We start from the raw sequence: 18452 nt of genomic DNA on the forward strand, positions 1-18452 counted from the left end.
AGATCGCCTTCCAGACCAACCTGCTCGCGCTGAACGCGGGCGTGGAGGCCGCGCGCGCGGGCGAAGCGGGCCGCGGCTTCGCGGTCGTGGCTCAGGAAGTCCGGGCCCTGGCCCAGCGCTCGGCCGACGCCGCTCGAGAGATCAAGGAGCTGATCAACGTCTCGGGCGACCAGGTCAGCGCTGGCGTCGAGCGCGTGGGCCGCACGCGCGAGGCGCTGCAACGGATCATCGCCCGCGTCGCCGAGATCAACACCCAGGTCAACGCCATCGCCGCCTCGGCCCGCGATCAAGCGCAGGGCCTCGGCGAGGTCAATGCCACCATGGGCGAGATGGACCGCGTGGTGCAGCAGAACGCCGCCATGGTGGAAGAGACCACCGCCGCCGCCCACGCTCTGCGCAACGAGGCGCAGGAGCTGGCGCAGCGGGTCGACATGTTCGAGATCGGCCGCGAAAAGACCGCTTCGAAAGAGCAGCGCGCGGCCTAAACCGCGCGCTCTTAGACTTTAGTCCATAGCGCCGATGTACGGCAGGCCGCGGCTCTTGCCTTCATCGTCGAGGCCGTAGCCCACCAGATAGCGAGCCGGCGCTTCCCAGGCCACGAAGTCGGGATCCATGCCGCGCGAGGTCGGCCAGGGCTTGCGGGCGAACACGGCGGTGAGCACCTCGCTGGCGCCGGCGTCCTTCACCAGGCGCGCGGCCTCCGACAACGACAGGCCGGTGTCGAAGACGTCGTCGACGACCAGGGCCCGACGGCCGACCAGCGGACGCTGCAGGTCCGCGCGGACTTCGCAGCGGCCCGAGCTCTTGCGCTCGTCGTGGTACGACGCCAGCCACAGCGCGTCGAAACGCACGTCGCGGCCAGCCTTGTAGAGCGCGCGGGTCAGGTCGGCGGCGAACCAGAGGCCGCCGGTCAGGAGGCAGACGACCACGGTGTCGTCGTCGATGCGCGGCGCGATCTGTTCGGCCAGCGCCTTCACCCGTTCGGCGATCTCGGCTTCCGAGATCAGGACTTCGGGCTTCTTGATGTCATTCATGATGAGCGGGTTCGTGAGAGTCTGTAGGGACGGTTTTGTCCCCGCTCTCATGTCCCGGGGGGGCATGTCCAGCCGCTTCTGACGTCGCGGACGCATCCTGCGCCCCACGCAGGGCGACATCGGGCTTCTCGCCATGGCCCTCGGCGGCCTTCTCGTGGCCGGCCTCGGGGTGGATCGAGGCCTTCACGCCGCCCTCTTCATTGGCGAAGCCAATCTGCAGGTCCTTGGCCGTACGAGGCGGGTCCATGAAGGTGATCGAGAAGTGCCGCACCTCGCCCGGCGGGATCTTGGCGTCGTGCGCGGCGGCCAGTTGGCCTGACACGCGCTTGCCCTCGCCATTGAGCAGCTCGACGCGCAGCGCCGGAGCGACCACCGCGTGCTCCGTGATGTTGCGGATCGCGCCCGTCACCGTGACCGCCGCGTGGCCGTCCTTCATCAGAGGCTGGGCCTTGATGCTGCCTCGGTCGATGACCAGGCCCACCGTGTTCACCGGCAGCCCTACCGCAGCGTAGGCGCCCGCCGTGCCGGGCATGATGCGGACAATGTCGATCCGGAAGATCAGGGCGCCGATCACCAGGGCGGCCATCACCGCCGCCATGCCCGCCCAGACGATCCCGGTGACGGTGGCTTCGCGCAGCCGTCGCTCGGCGTCGGCGCGGGCGCGGAAGACCTTGGGAAGCTCTTCTCCGGGCAGAGCGCTGACGGGCGGCTCTTCCTCCGGTTCGTTGGCGGGCTGGTCTCCAGCCGCCGAGGCCGCGACGGCTTCAGAGTCGCCCCGGCTGGCGAGGCTAGGGTTTTCGGGGTCCTCGAAAAGATCGGCCGCCGCCTCTTCGTTGCGCGCCGTCCAGCGGTGACCACAGGCCGCGCAACGCACGACCCGGCCTTCCGGACCGACCTTGGAGTCGTCCACGAAATAGCGGCTGGCGCACTCCGGACAGGTCAGTATCATGGCCGCGAATCGAACGATCCCCACACACAGCTTACGGGGTCGCCGATTTTAACCCTGATGTCCAGAAAGCCCAGTGACGCGCCTTGCGGATCGACACAGAACAGGGCGATGACGCCCTACCGGTGGTCCGCTTCGAAGGCGTCTCCATGCGCTACGGCCGGGCGCCGGAAACCCTCAAGGATATCAGCTTCTCCCTCCGTCAGGGCTCGTTCCATTTCCTGACCGGAGCCTCCGGCGCGGGCAAGAGCTCGCTGCTGAAATTGATCTATCTGGCCCACCGTGCGTCACGAGGACGCGTGGAGCTGTTCGGCCGCGACATCAGCCTGCTGCACGCCCACGATCTGCCGTTCGTGCGCCGCCGGATCGGCGTCGTGTTCCAGGAATTCCGGCTGCTGGAGCACCTGTCGGTGTTCGACAACGCCGCCCTGCCGCTGCGCATTCTCAAGCGCAAGCCCGCCACCTATCGCGAGGACGTCGCCGAGCTGTTGAACTGGGTTGGCCTGGGCGAACGCATGCACGCCCTGCCCGCGACCCTTTCCGGCGGCGAGAAGCAGCGGCTGGCCATCGCTCGAGCGGTCGTCGATCGCCCCGACATCCTGCTGGCCGACGAGCCGACCGGCAACGTCGACCCGGCCATGTCGCTGCGCCTGCTGCGCCTGTTCGTCGAGCTGAACCGCCTGGGCACCACGGTGCTGATCGCCACCCACGACGAAGACATGGTCGCCCGCGCCGGGAGGCCCGCCCTGCGGCTGCACGACGGTCGCCTTTTGGGCGCCGAGGCGGCGCCGTGACCGCCCTGTTCGACGTTTCGCGTTGGCGGCCTGGGCCTTTGCTGCCGCCGCGCGACGCACGGGACGGCGCGCTGGTGTTCGTGGTCGCGGTGCTGTGCTTCCTGGCCTGCGTCACGGCCTTCGCCGCTCTTGCCGCCAATCGCGCCGCTCATGGCTGGACGGCGCAACTGACCGGCTCGGCCACCGTCGTCGTCCGCGCCCGCGCCGGCGAGACGCCCGACAGCGCCGCCGCCCGCGCCGCCGAGACGCTGGCCGGCGTCCGCGGCGTGATCGAGGCCCAAGCCCTGACCCGCGAGAAGGCCGAGGCTCTGCTGGAGCCCTGGATCGGCAAGGACGCGCTGGTCGAGGACCTGCCCACGCCGCGCCTCGTCACCCTCGACCTGGATCCCAAGGCCCCGCCGACCGCCGAGACCCTGGACAAGGCCCTGCGCTCGGCCGGCGTCGACGCCACCGTGGACGACCATAGCCGCTGGATCGCCGACATCGAGCGCGCCGCCAACATGGCCCGTCTCGCCGCTTTGGGCGTTTTTACGCTGATCGCGGCGGCCGCGGCTGCAGTGATCGCCTTCGCCACCCGCGCGGGCCTCGCCGCGCGCCACGAGGTGATCGAGGTGCTGCATTTCTCGGGCGCCGAGCGCGGCTTCATCGCCGGACTGTTCCAGGGCCGCTTCGCCATGATGGGCGCGCTCGCCGGCTTCCTGGGCGGGGCCAGCGCGGCTGGCGTTGGCGCCCTGCTGCGCTATTTCGGCGGCGGCGCGGGCCTCGCGCCCGTCTTGCCGCTGGCTTGGATGGATCTGTTGGCCGCCGCGCCCGCGCCCTTCGTCGCGGCGCTGATCGCCGGGATCTCGGCCCGCCTGGCCGCCTCGCGGATCGTGGGGGAGATGGCGTGAAGTCGCTGGCCGCCCTGCTGATCGCCCTGATGATCTGGGGTCTGGGTCTCGTGGCCTTCACAGGCCGCGTGGATCTCTCGACCCCCGCCCCCGAACCGCCCGAGGCCGATGGCGTGGTCGCCCTCACCGGCGCCTCCAATCTGCGACTGGAAGCGGCGACGCGGCTGCTCGAGGAAGGCAAGGGCAAACGTCTGCTGATCTCGGGCGTCAACCGCGAGGCCACCCGCGCCGACGTCCAGAGCGTCACCAAGGCCGTCAAGCCGATCTACGACTGCTGCGTGGACCTGGGCTTCACGGCGGCCAATACCGTGGGCAACGCCCTCGAGACCGCCGAGTGGGCGCGATCGAAGGGCTATGACAGCCTGATCGTGGTCACCGCCGACTATCACATGCCTCGCTCGATGCTGGAGCTGAGCGCCGCCATGCCCGGCGTGAAACTCTATCCCTATCCGGTGCGGACCGACCTCAACGCCCATCGCTGGTGGAAAACCACCAGCAGCGCGCGACGCATGATCGTCGAATATTGTAAGTACCTGGCCATCCTGGGACGCGAGGCGTTCCTGGGCCTTGGCCCCAAGACCAAAGACGCCCCCGAGGCGAAGGACGCTCCTTGATCTATCTGCGCTCGTTCCTGTTCCAGCTCGTTTTCTGGCTGTGGTCCGCGACGATGGCGATCCTGATGCTCGTCACGATCCCGCTGCCGCGCGCGGTGAACCGCGCTTGCCTGACCTTCTGGTCGAAGGGCGTGATCCTGGCCCTGCGCTGGCTGGCGGGGGTGCGTATCGAACTCCGCGGCCGCGAGAATGTCCCGACCGGCGCGGCCCTGGTGGCGGCCAAGCACCAGTCGATGTTCGACGTCTTCAGCCAGTTCGCGATCCTGCCGGACGCCTGCTTCGTGATGAAGAAGGAGCTCTTGATGGTGCCGCTGTTCGGCTGGCATGGCCTCAAGGCGGACATGATCGTCGTCGACCGCGACGGTCACTCGGCGGCGCTGAAGAAGCTGGTCCGCGACGCCAAGGAGCGCCTGAAGGGCGTCCGGCAGATCGTGATCTTCCCGGAAGGCACGCGGGGCGATGTGGGCCAGCCCGGCGACTACAAGCCCGGCATCGCCGCGCTCTATCGCGAGCTCGACATGCCGGTGACGCCCCTGGCGCTCAACTGCGGCAGCCACTGGGACAAGAGCCTGTTGCTCAAGCCGGGCACCATCGTCTTCCAGTATCTTGAGCCGATCCCCGCCGGCCTGAAGCGCGCCGAGTTCATGCGCGAGTTGCAGACCCGGATCGACGGCGCGACCCAGGCGCTGGAGAACGAGGGGCTCTAGCCGCCTCCCTCGATCGCCTCGACCATCTTCAGCAGCCGCTCCATCGCGTGGTCGCGCACGCCGTCTTCGCGCAGGTGCATGACCAGATCGCGGAGATAGTCGATGTTCGGCCCGGATAGCCCCGCCGCGCCAGCGATCAGCTGGGCCTGCTGATCCAAGGTCAGCGCGCCGGCCCACTGGCTGTGGTTCATGTCCGACAGGAAGACCAGCGCCAGCGCCTTGCCGTTACCGTCGATCTTCACGTCGCGCCAGGTCTCGAAATAGGTCTCGGTCGGCTGCTCGCGCTCGCGCAGATAGCCGTAGACCTCCTGCCATTCCGAAGCCGCCACCCGATAGGCCATGCCGCGCACCGCGCCGCCCGGCGCCAAACCCAGCACCAAGCCCGGCCGCTCGTAGGTGCCGCGATGGTGGACTGAATAGATGCAGAAGGCGCGTCGCCGCCCGTGGAGCACGGCCGTTCTTCGGTCTATGAACGGGAACCCGGGCCGCCACATCAGCGATCCGTATCCGAACACCCAGCGATCTTCGCCGCCGCCTGCCAAACCCATAGCCATTCCCGACTGGACGCGCCTTTCATGACCCATAGCGACGCCGCCCCGTCCCGCAAAGCCCCCCAAAAAGCTCGGCGGAGCCGCCTCTTCGCGCCTTTCATCCTCGCCGCCCTCGTCGCGGGCGGTTGGAGCTACGGCTGGTTCTGGCTGCGCGGCCAGGCCGAGCAGAAGATGGACGCCCAGGCGGCCGACCTGAAGTCGCGGGGCTATGATCTCTCCTGGAGCGGACGGACCTTCCACGGCTTTCCGTTCCGCATGAACGTGGACCTTACCGACGCGCGCGTCGCCGAGCCGACCGGCTGGGCGGTCCGCGCGCCGGTTCTCAAGGGCGAGGCTGCCATCTTCGACGTCACCCACTGGGTGCTGGTCGCGCCGCAAGGCGTGGTGCTGACCCGTCCTGAAGCCGGCGACGTAGCGATCACCGGCCAGGCCCTGCGGGCCAGCATCTCGCACATTAAGGAATATCCGCCGCGTATCTCGGTCGAAGGCGCGGGTCTGACCTTTACGCCGGCGACCGACGCCAAGCCATTCCAGCTGGTCTCGGCCGACGGCATGCAGCTGCACCTGCGCGCGGGTCCGGACGACCAGGGCGCGATCTTCTTCAAGGCCGACGGCGCCAAGACCGCCTTCACCGGCCTGCTGGGCCGCATCGCCCAGGACAAGACCGCGTCGATGACGCTGGAGACCAAGCTTTCGCACGTCTCGGCCCTGCGCGGCCGCAACTGGGAAGCCGCCGTGAAGGGCTGGAGCGCCGCGGGCGGCCAGATCACCTTCGAGCAGAGCCAGATCCTGGCCGGCGACGCGGAGGGCAAGGCCAAGTCGGGCGTGCTGTCGGTCGACTCGGAAGGCCGTCTGACCGGCGACCTCGAGGTGGCGATCAAGGAGCGCGCCGACCTCTCCAAGCCGATCCGCACGCCGGAGCAAGCCCTGGCCGCCGCCGCCCAGGCGATGGGCCGCGAACCGGTCATCGAGGCCAGCCTGCATTTCCGCGACGGCCGCAGCTTCCTGGGGATCCTCGACACCGGCCCCGCGCCGACCGTCTACTGATCGAGCAACGATCACCCAAAGCGCAATTTTCTTCCCGTGAGCGCTGGCTATTGCGTGTTTGGCGGCAAAGACTATGGTCCGCCCTCCAATTTCGGGGAAGAACATGGGCAGCGACGCGACGGACGCCACACCGTCTCTCGAAGAGGTCCGATGGCGGCTCGACGCCATCGACGGTGAACTGCTGAAGCTGCTCGACGAGCGCGCCAGCCTGGCCGGCGCGGTCGCCGCCGCCAAGCGCGCCTCGGGCGACACCGGCTTTGGCCTGCGCCCCGGTCGCGAGGCCCAGATCGTTCGCAAGCTGCTCGAAGCGCCGCGCAAAGGCGCCTCCAACGCCCTGGTCATCCGCATCTGGCGCGAGATCATGGCCGACAATCTGGCCCGCCAGGGTCCCTACCAACTGGGCGTGTTCGGCGGCCGCGAGCCTGCCCGCACCGTCGAGCTGACCCGCCTCCGCTTCGGAACCGCCCCGCGCCTGTCGCTGGTCCCCACCGCCCAGGACGCGCTGGCCGTGGCGCGCGCCCCCTGGGGCGTTGCGGTGCTGCCCCTGTCCAGCGACACGCCCTGGTGGGGTCGCCTGCTGGCCGAGCCAAAGCTGAAGGTGTTCGCCGCCCTGCCCTGCCTGGCCGTGTGGGGACCGCAGGCGGCGCTGGCCGTCGCCGAGGTCGAGGTGGAGCCGACCGGCGGCGACCAGACCTTCTGGGTCACCGACTCGCCCAAAAACGCCGCCGCCGTCGTCGAGGCCCTGGGCCAGGACGGCGTCGCCGCCGAAATGGTCGCCGAGGCCGGCGGGCTGAAGCTGTTTTCACTGTCGGGCTTCTTCCAGCCGCACGACGAGCGACTGGCGCGCGCGCCTGGCCAACTGACGGGCGTCATCGGGGCTGCGCCCGAGCAATTCGACGTGTAAGAAGCGGCCGCCGTACACCTGAACCGTACGTAGCCTGAGTAGTCCGATGACCGTGTCCGCCGATCGCTTCACCGCGCCTCGCCCCGTCCCCAAGGCCGGGATTCTCGACATCCACGCCTATGTCGGCGGCAAGTCGAAGGTCGAAGGCGTCGCCCATCCGGTGAAGTTGTCGAGCAACGAGAACATCCTGGGCAGCAGCGACAAGGCCAAGGCGGCCTATCGCGACGCGGTCGACCGCCTTCACATCTACCCGGACGGCAAGGCGGGCATCCTGCGCGCGGCGGTCGCCAATCGCTACAACCTGGAGCCCGAGCGCCTGACCTTCGGCGACGGCAGCGACGAGATTTTCGCCCTGCTGTGCCAAGTCTATCTTGAGCCCGGCGACAACATCGTCCAGGGCGAGCATGGCTTCGCCGCCTACGCCATCGGCGCCCGCGCCTGCCAGGGCGAGGTGCGGATGGCCAAGGAGATCAACCACCGCATCGACGTCGAAGAGGTGGTGAAGTGCGTCGACGAGCGCACGCGCCTCGTCTTCATCGCCAACCCGGCCAACCCGACCGGCACGTGGCTGACGGGCGAGGAGATCCGCGCCCTGCACGCGGCCCTGCCGCCGTCGGTGGTCCTGGTGCTGGACGGCGCCTATGCCGAGTTCTGCAGCGACCCGCGCTTCGAGGACGGTCTTGATCTGGCCCGCACCGCCGAGAACGTGATCGTCACCCGCACCTTCTCGAAGCTGCACGGCCTGGCCGCCCTGCGCGTCGGCTGGGGCTATGCGCCCAGCCACATCATCGAGCCGATCGAGCGCATCCGTCCGCCGTTCAACACCTCGATCCCCGCCCAGGAGGCGGCGGTCGCGGCGCTGTTCGACGACGACTTCCAGGCGCGCTCGCTGGCCCTGGTCGAGCAATGGCGGCCTTGGCTGATCCAGCAGCTGGGCGGTCTTGGCCTCGAGGTCACGCCGTCGGCCGCCAACTTCGTGCTGGCGACCTTCCCGACGACGCCCGGCAAGACCGCCCTGGAGGCCGAGGCCTTCCTGGCGTCGAAGGGCTATCTGGTCCGCGCGGTCGCCAACTACGGCCTGCCGAACGCGATCCGGATCACTATCGGTCTGGAAGAGCAGAACCGCGCCGTAGTCGAACACCTGACCCAGTTCATGGCCCGCTAGATGTCGCAGCCTGGCATTCTCTATCCCAAGATGACCGTGATCGGGGCCGGCCTGATCGGCGGCTCGATCATCCGCGCCGCCCGCGAGCACGGGGTGGTCGGTGAGATCACGGTCGCCGACGCCAGCGAAGCGCACCGCGCCCGCGTCGTCGAACTGGGCGTCGCCGAGCACGTCACCGGCGACATCGCCGAGGCGGTCAAGGACGCCGATCTGGTGGTGATCGCCACGCCGGTGCTGTCGATCCCCGACCTCGCCGCCCAGGTGATCCCGGCCATGAAGGCGGGCGCGACCCTGACCGACGTCGGCTCGACCAAGGGCAATGTCGCCGAGGCGTTCCGCGCCCAGGACCTGTCGAAGATCCACGCCATCCCCGGCCACCCGATCGCCGGCACCGAGCAGTCCGGCCCTGACGCCGGCTTTTCCGAGCTGTTCGAAAACCGCTGGACGATCCTGACGCCGCTGGACAGCGAGGACGAAGCCTACGCCGCCGCCGTCGCTCGCCTGTCGGCCTTCTGGCGCGCCTTCGGGGCCCAGGTCGAGCTGATGGACGAAAAGCACCACGACCTCGTCCTGGCCGTCGTCTCGCACCTGCCCCACCTGATCGCCTACACGATCGTCGGCAGCGCGGCGGACCTGGAGAACGTCACCGAGAACGAGGTCATCAAGTACTCGGCCTCGGGCTTCCGCGACTTCACCCGCATCGCCGCCAGCGACCCGACCATGTGGCGCGACATCTTCGTGGCCAACAAGGACGCGGTGCTGGAGATGCTGGGCCGCTTCACCGAGGACCTGCAGGCCATGAGCCGCGCGATCCGCTGGGGCGACGCCGACACCCTGCACGCCCACTTCACCCGCACGCGCGCCATCCGTCGCGGCATCGTGGCGGCGGGCCAGGAAAGCGCCGAGCCGAACTTCGGTCGGGATCGCGGCAAGCACTGAGGCCCGGCCCGTCCGATCTCGCCGTATTCGCGAAACATGTCGGCAACAATCTGGGCTCATGCAAAGCTTCCAGGGACAATCACCCGGAAGGAAACAACCCCTATGCGCCGCATGCTTCTCGCCGCGCTCGCAACCTGCGCCACTGTCGCCGCGGGCGCCGCGCTCGCCCAGGAAGGCCCGCCGCCCGGCATGCGGATGCCTGCCCCGGAGGACATTTTCAAGCGTTGGGACACCAACGGCGACGGCGTGGTCGACAAGGCCGAATGGACCGCCGCGGGCCGTCCTGAAGACCGCTTCGCGATGATCGACGTCGACAAGGACGGCAAGGTCACGCTCGACGAGCTGAAGGGCGCCTTCGAGAAGATGCGCCAGCGCCGGATGCAACAGGGCGACGGCCCGCCTCCGGGTCCGCCGCCGGAAGGCCCGATGCCGCAAAACTGATCCGGCCTCCGCCCGATCCGACGCCGTCCAGCCACACCGCTGGGCGGCGTTTTTCGTTGAGGCCATTCGCCGCGGCAACCTCGGCGGCGCTCCATTGGCTTGACCATGAAGCCGGACGCTGACGTCCTGCTCAAAATGAGGTCGATTTACCGCCTGGGCGGCTCCATCTAAGGTAGCGTTAGCAATGGCGGCCCACGCAGCAAAGCCCAGTGCGCAAGCGGTTTCGGAGGCGAGAAAGCTCATGGTTTCCAAGGTTTTCGCCATCTTGCGCGGCGCTTTGTCGCGAGACCCGCGCGATGACTCGGCGACGGGGCCGACGCATAGTTTCCAGCAACCCTATGTCGTAACATCTAGATAGCCATGGCCACGGCGCGAGGACGTTCGAGCATCCGCGACAATCCCCTCACCTTGGCCCTTGTCCGGCAGGCCTCGCGCAACAGCGTCGCGACGATGGCTGTGCAGGCCGCGGCCGCTATCGGGGTCACCCTCGCCACCCTGCCGTCCGAACGGCCCGTGTACTGGATGTGGCTGACGATAACGCTCGCCGTCCTGGCCGCGCGCATTGTCGTGGATCGTCTGCTGGCTTCGGCGTTGAAGGGCGGCGCGTTCGCCCGTCATCTGAACCAGATTGTCGTCGCCTTTTCCGCGGGCCTGCTGATCAGCGCCGCCCTGTGGGCCTTGCTGGCCTGGGTTCGCTTCCCCATCGACAGCCAACGCACGCGTTTTGTGATCATCGTGGTGCTTTCAGCCTTGGCGGGCGGCGCCACGGGCGTGCTGTCGCCGATGAAGCTGACGGGCCGGATCTATATCTCGCTGATCCTGCTGCCCGCATCCGTGGCCTTGCTGCTCGGTCCCGACCGCGCCCTAGGTTTGCTGGGCATGGCGTTCTGGCTGGTCATGCTGGCCGGTCACCGAAACAACCACGCCCTGCTCGTCGACTCCGTCCAGTTGCGTGACCAGAACCGAGATCTCGTCGAGGCCCTGGCGCGCCGCAGCCACGACCTCAACAGCCTGAACCAGGACCTCGAGGCCCGGGTCGCTCTGCGCACCCGCCAATTGCAGGAGGCCACCGAGCGCGCCCAGAGCGCCAACGAGGCCAAGTCGCGCTTCCTGGCCACGGTCAGCCACGAGATGCGCACCCCCCTGAACGCCATCCTCGGTCTTGGTCAGATTCTGGCCCGCTCCTCGCTCAACAGGAAGCAGCGCGAGCAGGTTCTGGAGATGAAGGGCGCGGCCCGGCGGCTGCGCATGATGATCGACGACGTGCTGGATCTTTGCCAGCTGGACGATGGCGAACTGCAGTTGAAGCCCCGGCCGTTCCACCTGACCGCCCTGGCGCAATCGCTCGACAACCTGCACCGCCCCACGGCGGAGGCGCGAGGCCTGCGCCTGACCATGCAGCTCGAGGCCGGCCTTGGCGAAACCCGGCTCGGCGACGTCGACCGTCTGCGCCAAGTGATCAGCGTGCTGATCGACAACGCCCTGAAGTTCACCCAGGAGGGCGGCGTCGATTGCCGGATCAGCGGCGCGGGCGACGACCTGCGGATCGAAGTCAGCGACACCGGCGACGGCGTCGCGCCCGAGAAAATGGCGGTGATCTTCGAGCGCTTCAGCCAGATCGACGACTCGACCAAGCGCGCGGCGGGCGGCATCGGCCTGGGCCTGGCGCTCTGTCAGGGCCTTGTCGCCAAGATGGGCGGCGAGATGTCGGCCTTGTCGCAACCCGGCCAAGGATCGACCTTCAGCCTGCGTATCCCCTGCCCGGCCGTCGCCGAAACGCCGCAACACGCGCCAAGTCCGCGCGCGGAGGACGAGGAGCATCCCACCCTGCTGGTCGTCGACGACAACGCCATGAACCGCGAGATCATCGCCGCCCTCGTCGAGCCGTTCGGCATCGCCTGCGGCTTCGCCGCCGACGGGCGCGAGGCGGTCGAGGCCTGGCGGCGCCAGCCCTGGGACGCGATCTTCATGGACGTCCACATGCCGGTGATGGACGGCGTGGAGGCCACCCGCGCCATTCGCCGGGAAGAAGGCCGCCTGGGCCGCCGGCGGGTGCCGATCGTGGCGGTCACCGCCAGCCTGATGGAACAGGAGACCGCCGGCTACCACGCCGCCGGAATGGATGACGTTCTTCCCAAACCGATCGAGGTCAGCGCTCTTGCCGAGATGCTGGCCCGATGCGTCGGCGGCGGAGAGGACGCGTCGGAATCCTAGAACCGGCGGGCGAAGCCTAGCGCAGACCGGACTCGCGCGGCTCATCGACCGGCGGAGGGCAGCCGGGCGACGAAGGCCTTGGCGGCGCGCGGTCCGCGGCGGACGGCGCACCCTCGCCGCGGATCACCTGCACCTGCTTGACGCAACGCCCGTCGGCGACACGCTCCATCCGCACCTTGCGGATCTCGAACGTCGGCGGGACGACCGCCTGGATCCAGGCGTAGGCTGCCGCGCCGCCCCCGCCAACGACGAGCGCCAGGGCGGCGCCGGCGGTGACCCAACTCGATCCCAGGGCCCAGCGCACCGACGGCGGCCGGACCGGCTCGGACGGCTCCTCGAAGATCCAGCGATAGCCGAGCTTGGGCACGGTTTCGATGAAGCGCGGCGCCCGGACATCGTCGCCCAGCGCCCGGCGCAACTTGGCGATGGCCTGGCTCAGGGCCTCATCGGACCCCTCGTGCTCGCCCCAAACCGTCTCGATCAGGTGATCGCGCGAGGCGGTCAGGCCAGGCCGCCCCGACAGCACCAGCAGGAGCTCGAAGACCCGCGGCTCAAGGGCGCAGGACCCGTCCGGGGCGCGCACGCGCCGGCTCTCCACGTCGACCGTGACGTCGCCGAACGCCAGCGGCGCTGGACCGCGTCGGCGATCAGCTTTTCGAGATGTTTCCGTCAGGACTTCCACGCGGCGATCGCCTCCCTTGCGCCCATTCAACCTCATGAGGAGACGACTGTGCGGCGCAATTTGGTCATGACGATCGGTCTTGGGACGATCGCCCTTGGTTTGACGCTGATCACCGTTCAACCCACTCTGGCCATGCAGGCCGCCCCATCGGCCGAGGCTCCCGCCCTTGGCGCGGCGATCGATAGCCTGGCCGACAAGCTGCGGACCTCGTACGTCGAGCCGGCGGTCGGCGAGCGGTACGCCGCCATGCTGCGGGCCAACCGATCGGACTATCTGCACATCACCGACTCGGCGGCGCTGGCCAGGCGCGTCACAGCCGACCTGCAGGCTGTGCACGCCGACGGACACCTGCGCGTGACGGTCGCCAGCGCCAGCGCCGCGCCAGGCCGGCTGCGCCCCGCCGGCGGTCCCGTCATCCTGGACCCGAAATGGATCGCCGATGGCGTGGCCTATGTCCGCTTGACGATGTTCGACGGTTCGCCGGAAAGCCTGGCGATCCTGGAGGCCTTCATGAAGGAGCACGCCGACGCCAAGGCGATCATCTTCGACGCGCGCGAGCACCACGGCGGCGGGCCCGACGAGATGGACGTCATCCTGCCCTATCTGTTCGCCAAGCCGACCCGTCTGGTCACGCTCGATCTGGCGCAGTCCGTGGTCGACGCGCTTGAGTCTCCGCCCCAGGATCCGCCCTCCATGCGACACGTCGCGGGGCCGCCCGGCGTCTATCGCCGCGAGCACTGGGTCACGCCCAACGCCGAGACCCGCCTGCGAAACGCCAAGGTGTTCTACCTGACCTCCCGCGCCACGGCCTCGGCCGGCGAGCATCTGGCCCTGGCCCTGCAACGCACCCATCGGGGCGTCCTGGTCGGCGAGCGCACCGCCGGGGCCAACCACTTCGGCGGCTTCGAGCCCATCGGCGCCGGCCTCACCGCCTCCGTTCCCGTCGGCCGCGCCTTTGATCCCGACACCGGCAAGGACTGGGAAACCGTCGGCCTGACCCCCGACATCGCCGTTCCGGCCGACCGGGCTCTGGACAAGGCCCTGGAGCTGGCCAAGGCCGGCTCCTAAGGATCTCGCCGCGCGGCGGCTCGGACATCTCCAGCCCGAGCCGCCGCGTCATCCGTCCCCAAGCTCTCGAAATCAAGTCGCGCGAGCGCTTGAGTAGAGCCCCGAGCCGGGCTAAACGGTTCGTCCCTTTGGCGGGCGTAGTTCAGAGGTAGAACGTCAGCTTCCCAAGCGGGACGGACGCTTTAAAAATCAAGGCCTTGACTGTAAAACGCGCCTTATTAAACTCAAAAGAAATCAAGTGCTTAGAGCCGCCGTGTAAAACGCGATCCGGCCTTCGCCAGAGCCCCTGAAGCGCCGATCGGCCGAAAGCGCGCCCAGCAGGTCGCCGAAGACGTGTTTCGAGCGATCGTGCGCAAGCGCCTGGGCAAGGCCTAGAACGAAAAAGGCCCCGCCAGCGTGAGCCGGCGGGGCCTATGAAGCGTAGGGCGTGCGAGCCGCCTAGTCGACCGGCGTGAAGTCGACGTAGAACGTGTCGCCGGGCTCGAACCCACCGATCAGCGCCGGGTTGGCGATGACGATGTCGAACAGAGCCGAGGGCGAGAACTTGGCGAAGGTGTTGTCTTCGTCCGTGCCGTCCTCCGGATACGGGCTGGACTTGGACACTCCATGGAACGTCACGCGCTCCTGGACGACCTTGCCATCGCCGCCAGCGAACGGCAGCACCGAACCCACGCGAAGTTTCGCGCGCATCTTAGTCATGGTTTTCTCCTGAGATTAGCCGGCGGTAGGCGGCCGGATCGCCTCGGCTAAGCCGAACGTGTTCGCTCCAGCCTCGCGGCGAGCGGTCAGGGCTCCGGATCTGGCGCCTTGATATGCTTGGACCAGAGATCGGCCTGGCGCGCGTACCACGTGCGCCAGGCTAGGGCCTCTTCCCGCCATTCGAGGGCGACGCCGTAGTTTGCGACCATGGTCTCGGCGACGGCAGAGAGCGGAACTCCGGAAGGGGCTTCGACAGGTCCACCGGCGGCGGCGGGAACGGCGGCCCCATGAGCTGCGGCGTCGTGCAGGCGGATAAAGCCGTCAGGCACAACACAAGCACGATCGCTTTCAACGGTGACATAAACCGGTACCTCCTTGGTCAGGGTTTGGGTGACGGTGCGGATCTCGACCTTCCGGCGCTCCAGGGCGGCCGAGACGTCGGTCGAGATCTTGCGCCCCTCCGTCGCTACCTTGGTCACGACCTTGACGGCCGCCGCCCGGCGCTTGGCTTCGTCCCCCTTCTCGCGCGCGACGCCCGATCGCTGGCCGAGCTGGAAGGCGACGACAATCGCCAGTGCGACCAGCAGCCCGCCCAACAGGAGGCGACCGAAGCGGGTCTTCGAGAAGGCGAGCAGCCATTCCCACGCGCCGCGGATGAAGGCTCTGACGGCGAGGCCGAAGCCGAGCGCGGTCATGACGACCACCCGCCGGCCATCAGCGCCTCTTGGAAGTCCATGGCGTGCTCGGCGATCTTGTCGGCCTTATCCACGCCATTGATGATCCGGCGAGCCTTGGTGAAGGCGTCACGGCTCGCCGCGCCGTCGGCCGGCAAGTAGTCGGCCAGCTTCTTGCCGGTGAACCACCCTTCGGCCATGCCGTCGCGCATCACGCACGCGGCGATGCTCGGCCGCATGGCCGCGTCCGGATCGGCGACCAGGTCGACGCCGACCTTCCGCGCCGCCTTGGCGTAGTTCACTTGCCAAGTGAGCTGGACGTAGCCTCGGCCACAGAACTTGACGCCGTCGCCAGGCTTGACGTTGCCGTGCGCCTTCGCGCGGGCCGGGTCGCGCCCCTCGACGTCGTACTCGCGGCGAAGATAGTTCGCGCCGCCGAACTCTTTGACCGGCTGCATCGTGCCGCCGGTTTCGTGATAGGCGGTCGCCAGCGCATAGGCGGTATGGGCCATGGGCCACCCCGCGCAAGCGGCTAGAATGGCGTTGCAGCCATCGATTTCGGCCTGGACCAGCACGGGACCAAGAAGGTCAGAGTTTCGCGCACGGTCGAAGAAGGCCTTGGCGTTGACCAAGGTCATGAGGTCTCTCCAGGTTGTCAGAAGGGTCAGCCGCGGGTCGCGCGCTGGCGGCCGAGATTGACCGCGAAGGCCACCGCGTAGACGGCCAGCGCCAGTTCGACGCCGATCAGCAGCCAAGCGGGCAAGCGCCCCTCGACGGCATGCCAGAGGCCCGCGAGAACGAAGACTGTCGCGGCCAAGTCCAGCGCCAGGCGCAAGAGGCGCGGCGCGCCCGGCCAGCCGCGCGCCTTCGCGCCCAGCAGCCTTGCGCGCCAATGGAAGGCATAGGCGGCGACGATCAGCGCCGCGCCTCCGATCACGGCCCCGATCGTCATTGCGTCACCTCGTCGATCTTGCGGCCGAGGATCCTTTCGGCGCGCTCCAGGATCGTCGGGCCAAGGCCCGTCACCAGGAGCGCCGCGACGACGCCCGCGACGGTGTCGTCGACCTTGGGATTGAGCCCAAGGAACTTCTCGACCAGGCCGTTCAGGAAGCCCCCGGCCCAGGGCGCCGCGCCCAGGAACACCAGATAGCCCAGCATCACGCTGGCCATGGTGTTGATGATCGCCCGCAGCTTCCGCGCCTTGGTCGGCGGCGGCTCCGACAGGATCACCGTCAGGAGGCTGGGCACGCCCCACAGCAGGACGACCACGGCGGCCAGAAGGCCGCCGAGCAAGCGGTTAGTGTCCATGAATACCCCCGAAGGATGAAAGGCGCGGCGGGCGCTAGAGGCCCGCGCGGGCGGCCGGCGCGTGCGTCCAACCGTTGACGTGGCCTAGCTCGTGGCAGGTCACGTCGGCCGAGTAGCCATCCAGCCGACACGGATTCGGCAGGATCAGGTTCCGGCCCTTGGCGCAGCCCTGGATACGGCCGTCGGCCGCCGCCCCGGCCGCGCGGCAGGCCGCGTCGACCTCGGCGACGTCGACCCACTGGACGACGGCCCAGTTATCGCCCTGGAAGATCTCCGGCGGGCGAACCACGCCGGAGGCTTGATCCGAACAGGCCACGACCAGCGCGCCGGCCGCGATCGAGGCCAAGGCGGCCAATCCGGGCCGCTTCACGATGGCGCGCCGTAGCGGAGCAGGCCGAGGGCGGCCTTCTGGCTGCGGCCCCAGGCGCGGCAGATCTCGACATAGTCGTTGTAGGCGTCGAACGCGGGGCTGGGGGCCGTGCGCAGCAGCTTGATCTCGTCGGTCAGGCTGTAGCGCTGGGCGATCATCTCGACGACGCGGTCGCGGATCAGGGCCACGTGGGGCGAGGCGTCGCAGATCGCGTCGATCAACTCGTCCGACGGTTCGATCACCGCGACGCTGCCGGCGATCTCTTCGGGCTGGTCGTGCAGGTCGCCGTCGTCGGGGATCGACACATAGGTGACGCCGTCGATCGTGCAGAGTTCGACCGCGCCCTCGACGCCGATCAGGCTATAGGTGGTCCAGGCGTCGGACGCCTTCTGGTAGGCGACGATAGAGGCCATGGTGATTTTCCCTCAGGTGCTTGAACATCGCCCGGCGCGAGCCGGTCTTGCCGGCATGGCCGAGGCTGGAGATCACGCTTTCCAGGCGGCCGTTCTTGGCGGCCCGCCGAAAGCTGTAGAGAGCGCGCTTGCGCACGAACCGGGCGCTGGCCCACGTGCGGAAGCCGACGAAGTTGAGCCCGCGCGAGACGCGGTGGATCGAGCTGTGCGACAGCTCCAGGCGCAGCCGATCGGCCAGGAAGGCGACGATCCGCGCCCGATAGTCGACCGCCTGGTCATGGGTCAGGCCGATCAACACGAAGTCGTCGACATAGCGGGCGTAGTGCCGGACCTTCAGCTCGCGCTTGATGAAGTGGTCCAGCGGGTCGAGGTAGATCAGCCCGAAGAGCTGCGACAGCAGGTTGCCGATCGGCACGCCCACCGGCTCGTCGGTCATCTCGGCGAACATCATGACCAGGTCGACGAGGCGCCGGTCCTTGATCTTGCGTTCGATCAGGGTCCGCAGGATGGCGCGGTCCATGCGGTAGTAGTAGCGCCGGATATCGAGCTGCAGCACGTAGCTGTCGCGCGGAGCCTTGGCCAAGGCGGCCTGCACATAGTCGGACGCCAGGTGCGTACCCTTGCCGACCCTGCAGGCGAAGCTCTGGTCGATGAAGGTCCGGTCGAAGATCGGGCGCAGCACATTATAGACGGCGTGCTGCACGACGCGGTCGCGGAAGGCCGGCGCGCTGATCACGCGCGGCTTGGGTTCGAAGATCTGAAAGACGTGATAGCGCTGGGGCCGATAGGTTCCGGCGGCCAGCTTGAGGTGCAGATCCTCGACCTGGGCGGCCAAGCGGCGTTCGAACTGGAAACAGGCCCGGCTCGACCGCTTGCCGCGCCGGGCGTCATAATATCCCTGGTACAGGGCGGCCCTTGACGAGACCGCCCCATACAGGTCGCCGTAGCGTTTCAAGATCCGCCACGCTGGTCTTCGCCGAAGCTACCGAAAA

24 protein-coding genes are annotated in these 18452 nt (G+C 68.5%); 12 read left to right on the plus strand and 12 right to left on the minus strand.

What is annotated here, in order from left to right; all coding sequences use genetic code 11:
- Positions 1 to 485: methyl-accepting chemotaxis protein (locus Q0379_RS13960; protein ID WP_299009833.1), on the plus strand; the 485-nt coding region annotated here is incomplete at its 5' end.
- An 18-nt stretch (positions 486 to 503) separates the two neighbouring features.
- Here Q0379_RS13960 and Q0379_RS13965 read toward each other — a convergent pair.
- Entirely contained in the window at positions 504 to 1085 is a 582-nt protein-coding gene (locus tag Q0379_RS13965; protein ID WP_197426787.1) for a phosphoribosyltransferase, read from the minus strand.
- Positions 1027 to 1983 carry an MJ0042-type zinc finger domain-containing protein gene (locus Q0379_RS13970; protein WP_299009842.1) on the minus strand — a complete coding sequence of 319 codons (957 nt, stop codon included), beginning with the start codon at positions 1981 to 1983 and terminating at the stop codon, positions 1027 to 1029. The genes Q0379_RS13965 and Q0379_RS13970 overlap by 59 nt, the downstream gene beginning before the upstream one ends.
- Before the next feature lie 83 nt (positions 1984 to 2066).
- On the opposite strand from Q0379_RS13970, the gene ftsE reads away from it, so the two are divergent.
- The 4 genes from ftsE to Q0379_RS13990 are packed head-to-tail and all read left to right on the plus strand — an operon-like array spanning position 2067 to position 4985.
- Positions 2067 to 2774 carry a cell division ATP-binding protein FtsE gene (gene ftsE, locus Q0379_RS13975; protein ID WP_299009845.1) on the plus strand — a complete coding sequence of 236 codons (708 nt, stop codon included), beginning with the start codon at positions 2067 to 2069 and terminating at the stop codon, positions 2772 to 2774.
- Positions 2771 to 3664 (plus strand): ABC transporter permease, encoded by an 894-nt coding sequence (locus Q0379_RS13980; protein WP_299009850.1) that lies wholly within the window; start codon positions 2771 to 2773, stop codon positions 3662 to 3664. Before ftsE ends, Q0379_RS13980 begins: the two co-directional genes overlap by 4 nt.
- Positions 3661 to 4278, plus strand: a complete 618-nt coding sequence (locus tag Q0379_RS13985) for a YdcF family protein (RefSeq protein ID WP_299009853.1) — start codon at positions 3661 to 3663, stop codon at positions 4276 to 4278. Before Q0379_RS13980 ends, Q0379_RS13985 begins: the two co-directional genes overlap by 4 nt.
- Entirely contained in the window at positions 4275 to 4985 is a 711-nt protein-coding gene (locus Q0379_RS13990) for a lysophospholipid acyltransferase family protein (protein WP_299009856.1), read from the plus strand. The genes Q0379_RS13985 and Q0379_RS13990 overlap by 4 nt, the downstream gene beginning before the upstream one ends.
- On the opposite strand, the gene Q0379_RS13995 is transcribed toward Q0379_RS13990, so the two are convergent.
- On the minus strand, positions 4982 to 5533 hold the full coding sequence (locus tag Q0379_RS13995) for a gamma-glutamylcyclotransferase (RefSeq protein WP_299009869.1): 552 nt from the start codon (positions 5531 to 5533) through the stop codon (positions 4982 to 4984). The genes Q0379_RS13990 and Q0379_RS13995 overlap by 4 nt on opposite strands.
- Positions 5534 to 5560: 27 nt before the next feature.
- Here Q0379_RS13995 and Q0379_RS14000 point away from each other — a divergent pair, with 27 nt between their 5' ends.
- From Q0379_RS14000 to Q0379_RS14025, 6 genes are all read left to right on the plus strand, one after another.
- The gene (locus tag Q0379_RS14000; protein ID WP_299009871.1) at positions 5561 to 6583 is read left to right on the plus strand and encodes a DUF2125 domain-containing protein; all 1023 of its coding nucleotides are present in this window, start codon (positions 5561 to 5563) and stop codon (positions 6581 to 6583) included.
- A 103-nt stretch (positions 6584 to 6686) separates the two neighbouring features.
- Positions 6687 to 7487 (plus strand): chorismate mutase, encoded by an 801-nt coding sequence (locus Q0379_RS14005; protein WP_299009873.1) that lies wholly within the window; start codon positions 6687 to 6689, stop codon positions 7485 to 7487.
- 46 nt (positions 7488 to 7533) lie between these two features.
- On the plus strand, positions 7534 to 8652 hold the full coding sequence (hisC, locus tag Q0379_RS14010) for a histidinol-phosphate transaminase (protein WP_299009874.1): 1119 nt from the start codon (positions 7534 to 7536) through the stop codon (positions 8650 to 8652).
- Positions 8653 to 9591 carry a prephenate/arogenate dehydrogenase family protein gene (locus tag Q0379_RS14015; RefSeq protein ID WP_299009876.1) on the plus strand — a complete coding sequence of 313 codons (939 nt, stop codon included), beginning with the start codon at positions 8653 to 8655 and terminating at the stop codon, positions 9589 to 9591.
- Positions 9592 to 9693: 102 nt separating this feature from the next.
- On the plus strand, positions 9694 to 10032 hold the full coding sequence (locus tag Q0379_RS14020; RefSeq protein ID WP_299009878.1) for an EF-hand domain-containing protein: 339 nt from the start codon (positions 9694 to 9696) through the stop codon (positions 10030 to 10032).
- A 360-nt stretch (positions 10033 to 10392) separates the two neighbouring features.
- Positions 10393 to 12246 carry an ATP-binding protein gene (locus Q0379_RS14025; RefSeq protein ID WP_299009880.1) on the plus strand — a complete coding sequence of 618 codons (1854 nt, stop codon included), beginning with the start codon at positions 10393 to 10395 and terminating at the stop codon, positions 12244 to 12246.
- Positions 12247 to 12262: 16 nt separating this feature from the next.
- Here Q0379_RS14025 and Q0379_RS14030 read toward each other — a convergent pair whose 3' ends face one another.
- The gene (locus Q0379_RS14030; protein ID WP_299009882.1) at positions 12263 to 12928 is read right to left on the minus strand and encodes a winged helix-turn-helix domain-containing protein; all 666 of its coding nucleotides are present in this window, start codon (positions 12926 to 12928) and stop codon (positions 12263 to 12265) included.
- Between the two features lie 48 nt (positions 12929 to 12976).
- Between Q0379_RS14030 and Q0379_RS14035 the strand changes: the two genes are divergently transcribed.
- Entirely contained in the window at positions 12977 to 13996 is a 1020-nt protein-coding gene (locus Q0379_RS14035) for a S41 family peptidase (RefSeq protein ID WP_299009884.1), read from the plus strand.
- Between the two features lie 438 nt (positions 13997 to 14434).
- Here Q0379_RS14035 and Q0379_RS14040 read toward each other — a convergent pair whose 3' ends face one another.
- From Q0379_RS14040 to Q0379_RS14075, 8 genes are all read right to left on the minus strand, one after another.
- Complete coding sequence (locus tag Q0379_RS14040; RefSeq protein WP_299009886.1) at positions 14435 to 14695, minus strand: hypothetical protein; 261 nt, start codon at positions 14693 to 14695, stop codon at positions 14435 to 14437.
- 86 nt (positions 14696 to 14781) lie between these two features.
- The gene (locus Q0379_RS14045) at positions 14782 to 15390 is read right to left on the minus strand and encodes a hypothetical protein (RefSeq protein WP_299009888.1); all 609 of its coding nucleotides are present in this window, start codon (positions 15388 to 15390) and stop codon (positions 14782 to 14784) included.
- The gene (locus Q0379_RS14050; RefSeq protein ID WP_299009890.1) at positions 15387 to 16007 is read right to left on the minus strand and encodes a glycoside hydrolase family 19 protein; all 621 of its coding nucleotides are present in this window, start codon (positions 16005 to 16007) and stop codon (positions 15387 to 15389) included. Before Q0379_RS14050 ends, Q0379_RS14045 begins: the two co-directional genes overlap by 4 nt.
- A gap of 26 nt (positions 16008 to 16033) precedes the next feature.
- Positions 16034 to 16321, minus strand: coding sequence for a hypothetical protein (locus Q0379_RS14055; protein ID WP_299009893.1), 288 nt, complete (start codon positions 16319 to 16321; stop codon positions 16034 to 16036).
- Positions 16318 to 16677, minus strand: coding sequence for a hypothetical protein (locus Q0379_RS14060; RefSeq protein ID WP_299009896.1), 360 nt, complete (start codon positions 16675 to 16677; stop codon positions 16318 to 16320). Before Q0379_RS14060 ends, Q0379_RS14055 begins: the two co-directional genes overlap by 4 nt.
- Before the next feature lie 34 nt (positions 16678 to 16711).
- Entirely contained in the window at positions 16712 to 17047 is a 336-nt protein-coding gene (locus tag Q0379_RS14065) for a hypothetical protein (RefSeq protein WP_299009899.1), read from the minus strand.
- A complete protein-coding gene (locus Q0379_RS14070) occupies positions 17044 to 17460 on the minus strand; it encodes a hypothetical protein (RefSeq protein ID WP_299009902.1) in 417 nt (138 codons plus the stop codon). The genes Q0379_RS14065 and Q0379_RS14070 overlap by 4 nt, the downstream gene beginning before the upstream one ends.
- A complete protein-coding gene (locus tag Q0379_RS14075) occupies positions 17408 to 18415 on the minus strand; it encodes a reverse transcriptase/maturase family protein (RefSeq protein ID WP_299009905.1) in 1008 nt (335 codons plus the stop codon). The genes Q0379_RS14070 and Q0379_RS14075 overlap by 53 nt, the downstream gene beginning before the upstream one ends.
- Positions 18416 to 18452 lie beyond the last annotated feature (37 nt).

This window comes from uncultured Caulobacter sp., assembly GCF_937900395.1.
Classification (GTDB): domain Bacteria; phylum Pseudomonadota; class Alphaproteobacteria; order Caulobacterales; family Caulobacteraceae; genus Caulobacter.

What these genes read in the sequence shown, in the direction of transcription:
- hisC (WP_299009874.1), top strand. Translation starts at nt 7,534, where the DNA reads ATGACCGTGTCCGCCGATCGCTTCACCGCGCCTCGCCCCGTCCCCAAG.
- Q0379_RS13965 (WP_197426787.1), bottom strand. Translation starts at nt 1,085, where the DNA reads ATGAGAGCGGGGACAAAACCGTCCCTACAGACTCTCACGAACCCGCTC.
- Q0379_RS14070 (WP_299009902.1), bottom strand. Translation starts at nt 17,460, where the DNA reads ATGGCCTCTATCGTCGCCTACCAGAAGGCGTCCGACGCCTGGACCACC.
- Q0379_RS14005 (WP_299009873.1), top strand. Translation starts at nt 6,687, where the DNA reads ATGGGCAGCGACGCGACGGACGCCACACCGTCTCTCGAAGAGGTCCGA.
- Q0379_RS14050 (WP_299009890.1), bottom strand. Translation starts at nt 16,007, where the DNA reads ATGACCTTGGTCAACGCCAAGGCCTTCTTCGACCGTGCGCGAAACTCT.
- Q0379_RS14000 (WP_299009871.1), top strand. Translation starts at nt 5,561, where the DNA reads ATGACCCATAGCGACGCCGCCCCGTCCCGCAAAGCCCCCCAAAAAGCT.
- Q0379_RS14060 (WP_299009896.1), bottom strand. Translation starts at nt 16,677, where the DNA reads ATGGACACTAACCGCTTGCTCGGCGGCCTTCTGGCCGCCGTGGTCGTC.
- Q0379_RS14020 (WP_299009878.1), top strand. Translation starts at nt 9,694, where the DNA reads ATGCGCCGCATGCTTCTCGCCGCGCTCGCAACCTGCGCCACTGTCGCC.
- Q0379_RS13970 (WP_299009842.1), bottom strand. Translation starts at nt 1,983, where the DNA reads ATGATACTGACCTGTCCGGAGTGCGCCAGCCGCTATTTCGTGGACGAC.
- Q0379_RS14025 (WP_299009880.1), top strand. Translation starts at nt 10,393, where the DNA reads ATGGCCACGGCGCGAGGACGTTCGAGCATCCGCGACAATCCCCTCACC.
- Q0379_RS14015 (WP_299009876.1), top strand. Translation starts at nt 8,653, where the DNA reads ATGTCGCAGCCTGGCATTCTCTATCCCAAGATGACCGTGATCGGGGCC.
- Q0379_RS14040 (WP_299009886.1), bottom strand. Translation starts at nt 14,695, where the DNA reads ATGACTAAGATGCGCGCGAAACTTCGCGTGGGTTCGGTGCTGCCGTTC.
- Q0379_RS13995 (WP_299009869.1), bottom strand. Translation starts at nt 5,533, where the DNA reads ATGGGTTTGGCAGGCGGCGGCGAAGATCGCTGGGTGTTCGGATACGGA.
- Q0379_RS14045 (WP_299009888.1), bottom strand. Translation starts at nt 15,390, where the DNA reads ATGACCGCGCTCGGCTTCGGCCTCGCCGTCAGAGCCTTCATCCGCGGC.
- Q0379_RS14055 (WP_299009893.1), bottom strand. Translation starts at nt 16,321, where the DNA reads ATGACGATCGGGGCCGTGATCGGAGGCGCGGCGCTGATCGTCGCCGCC.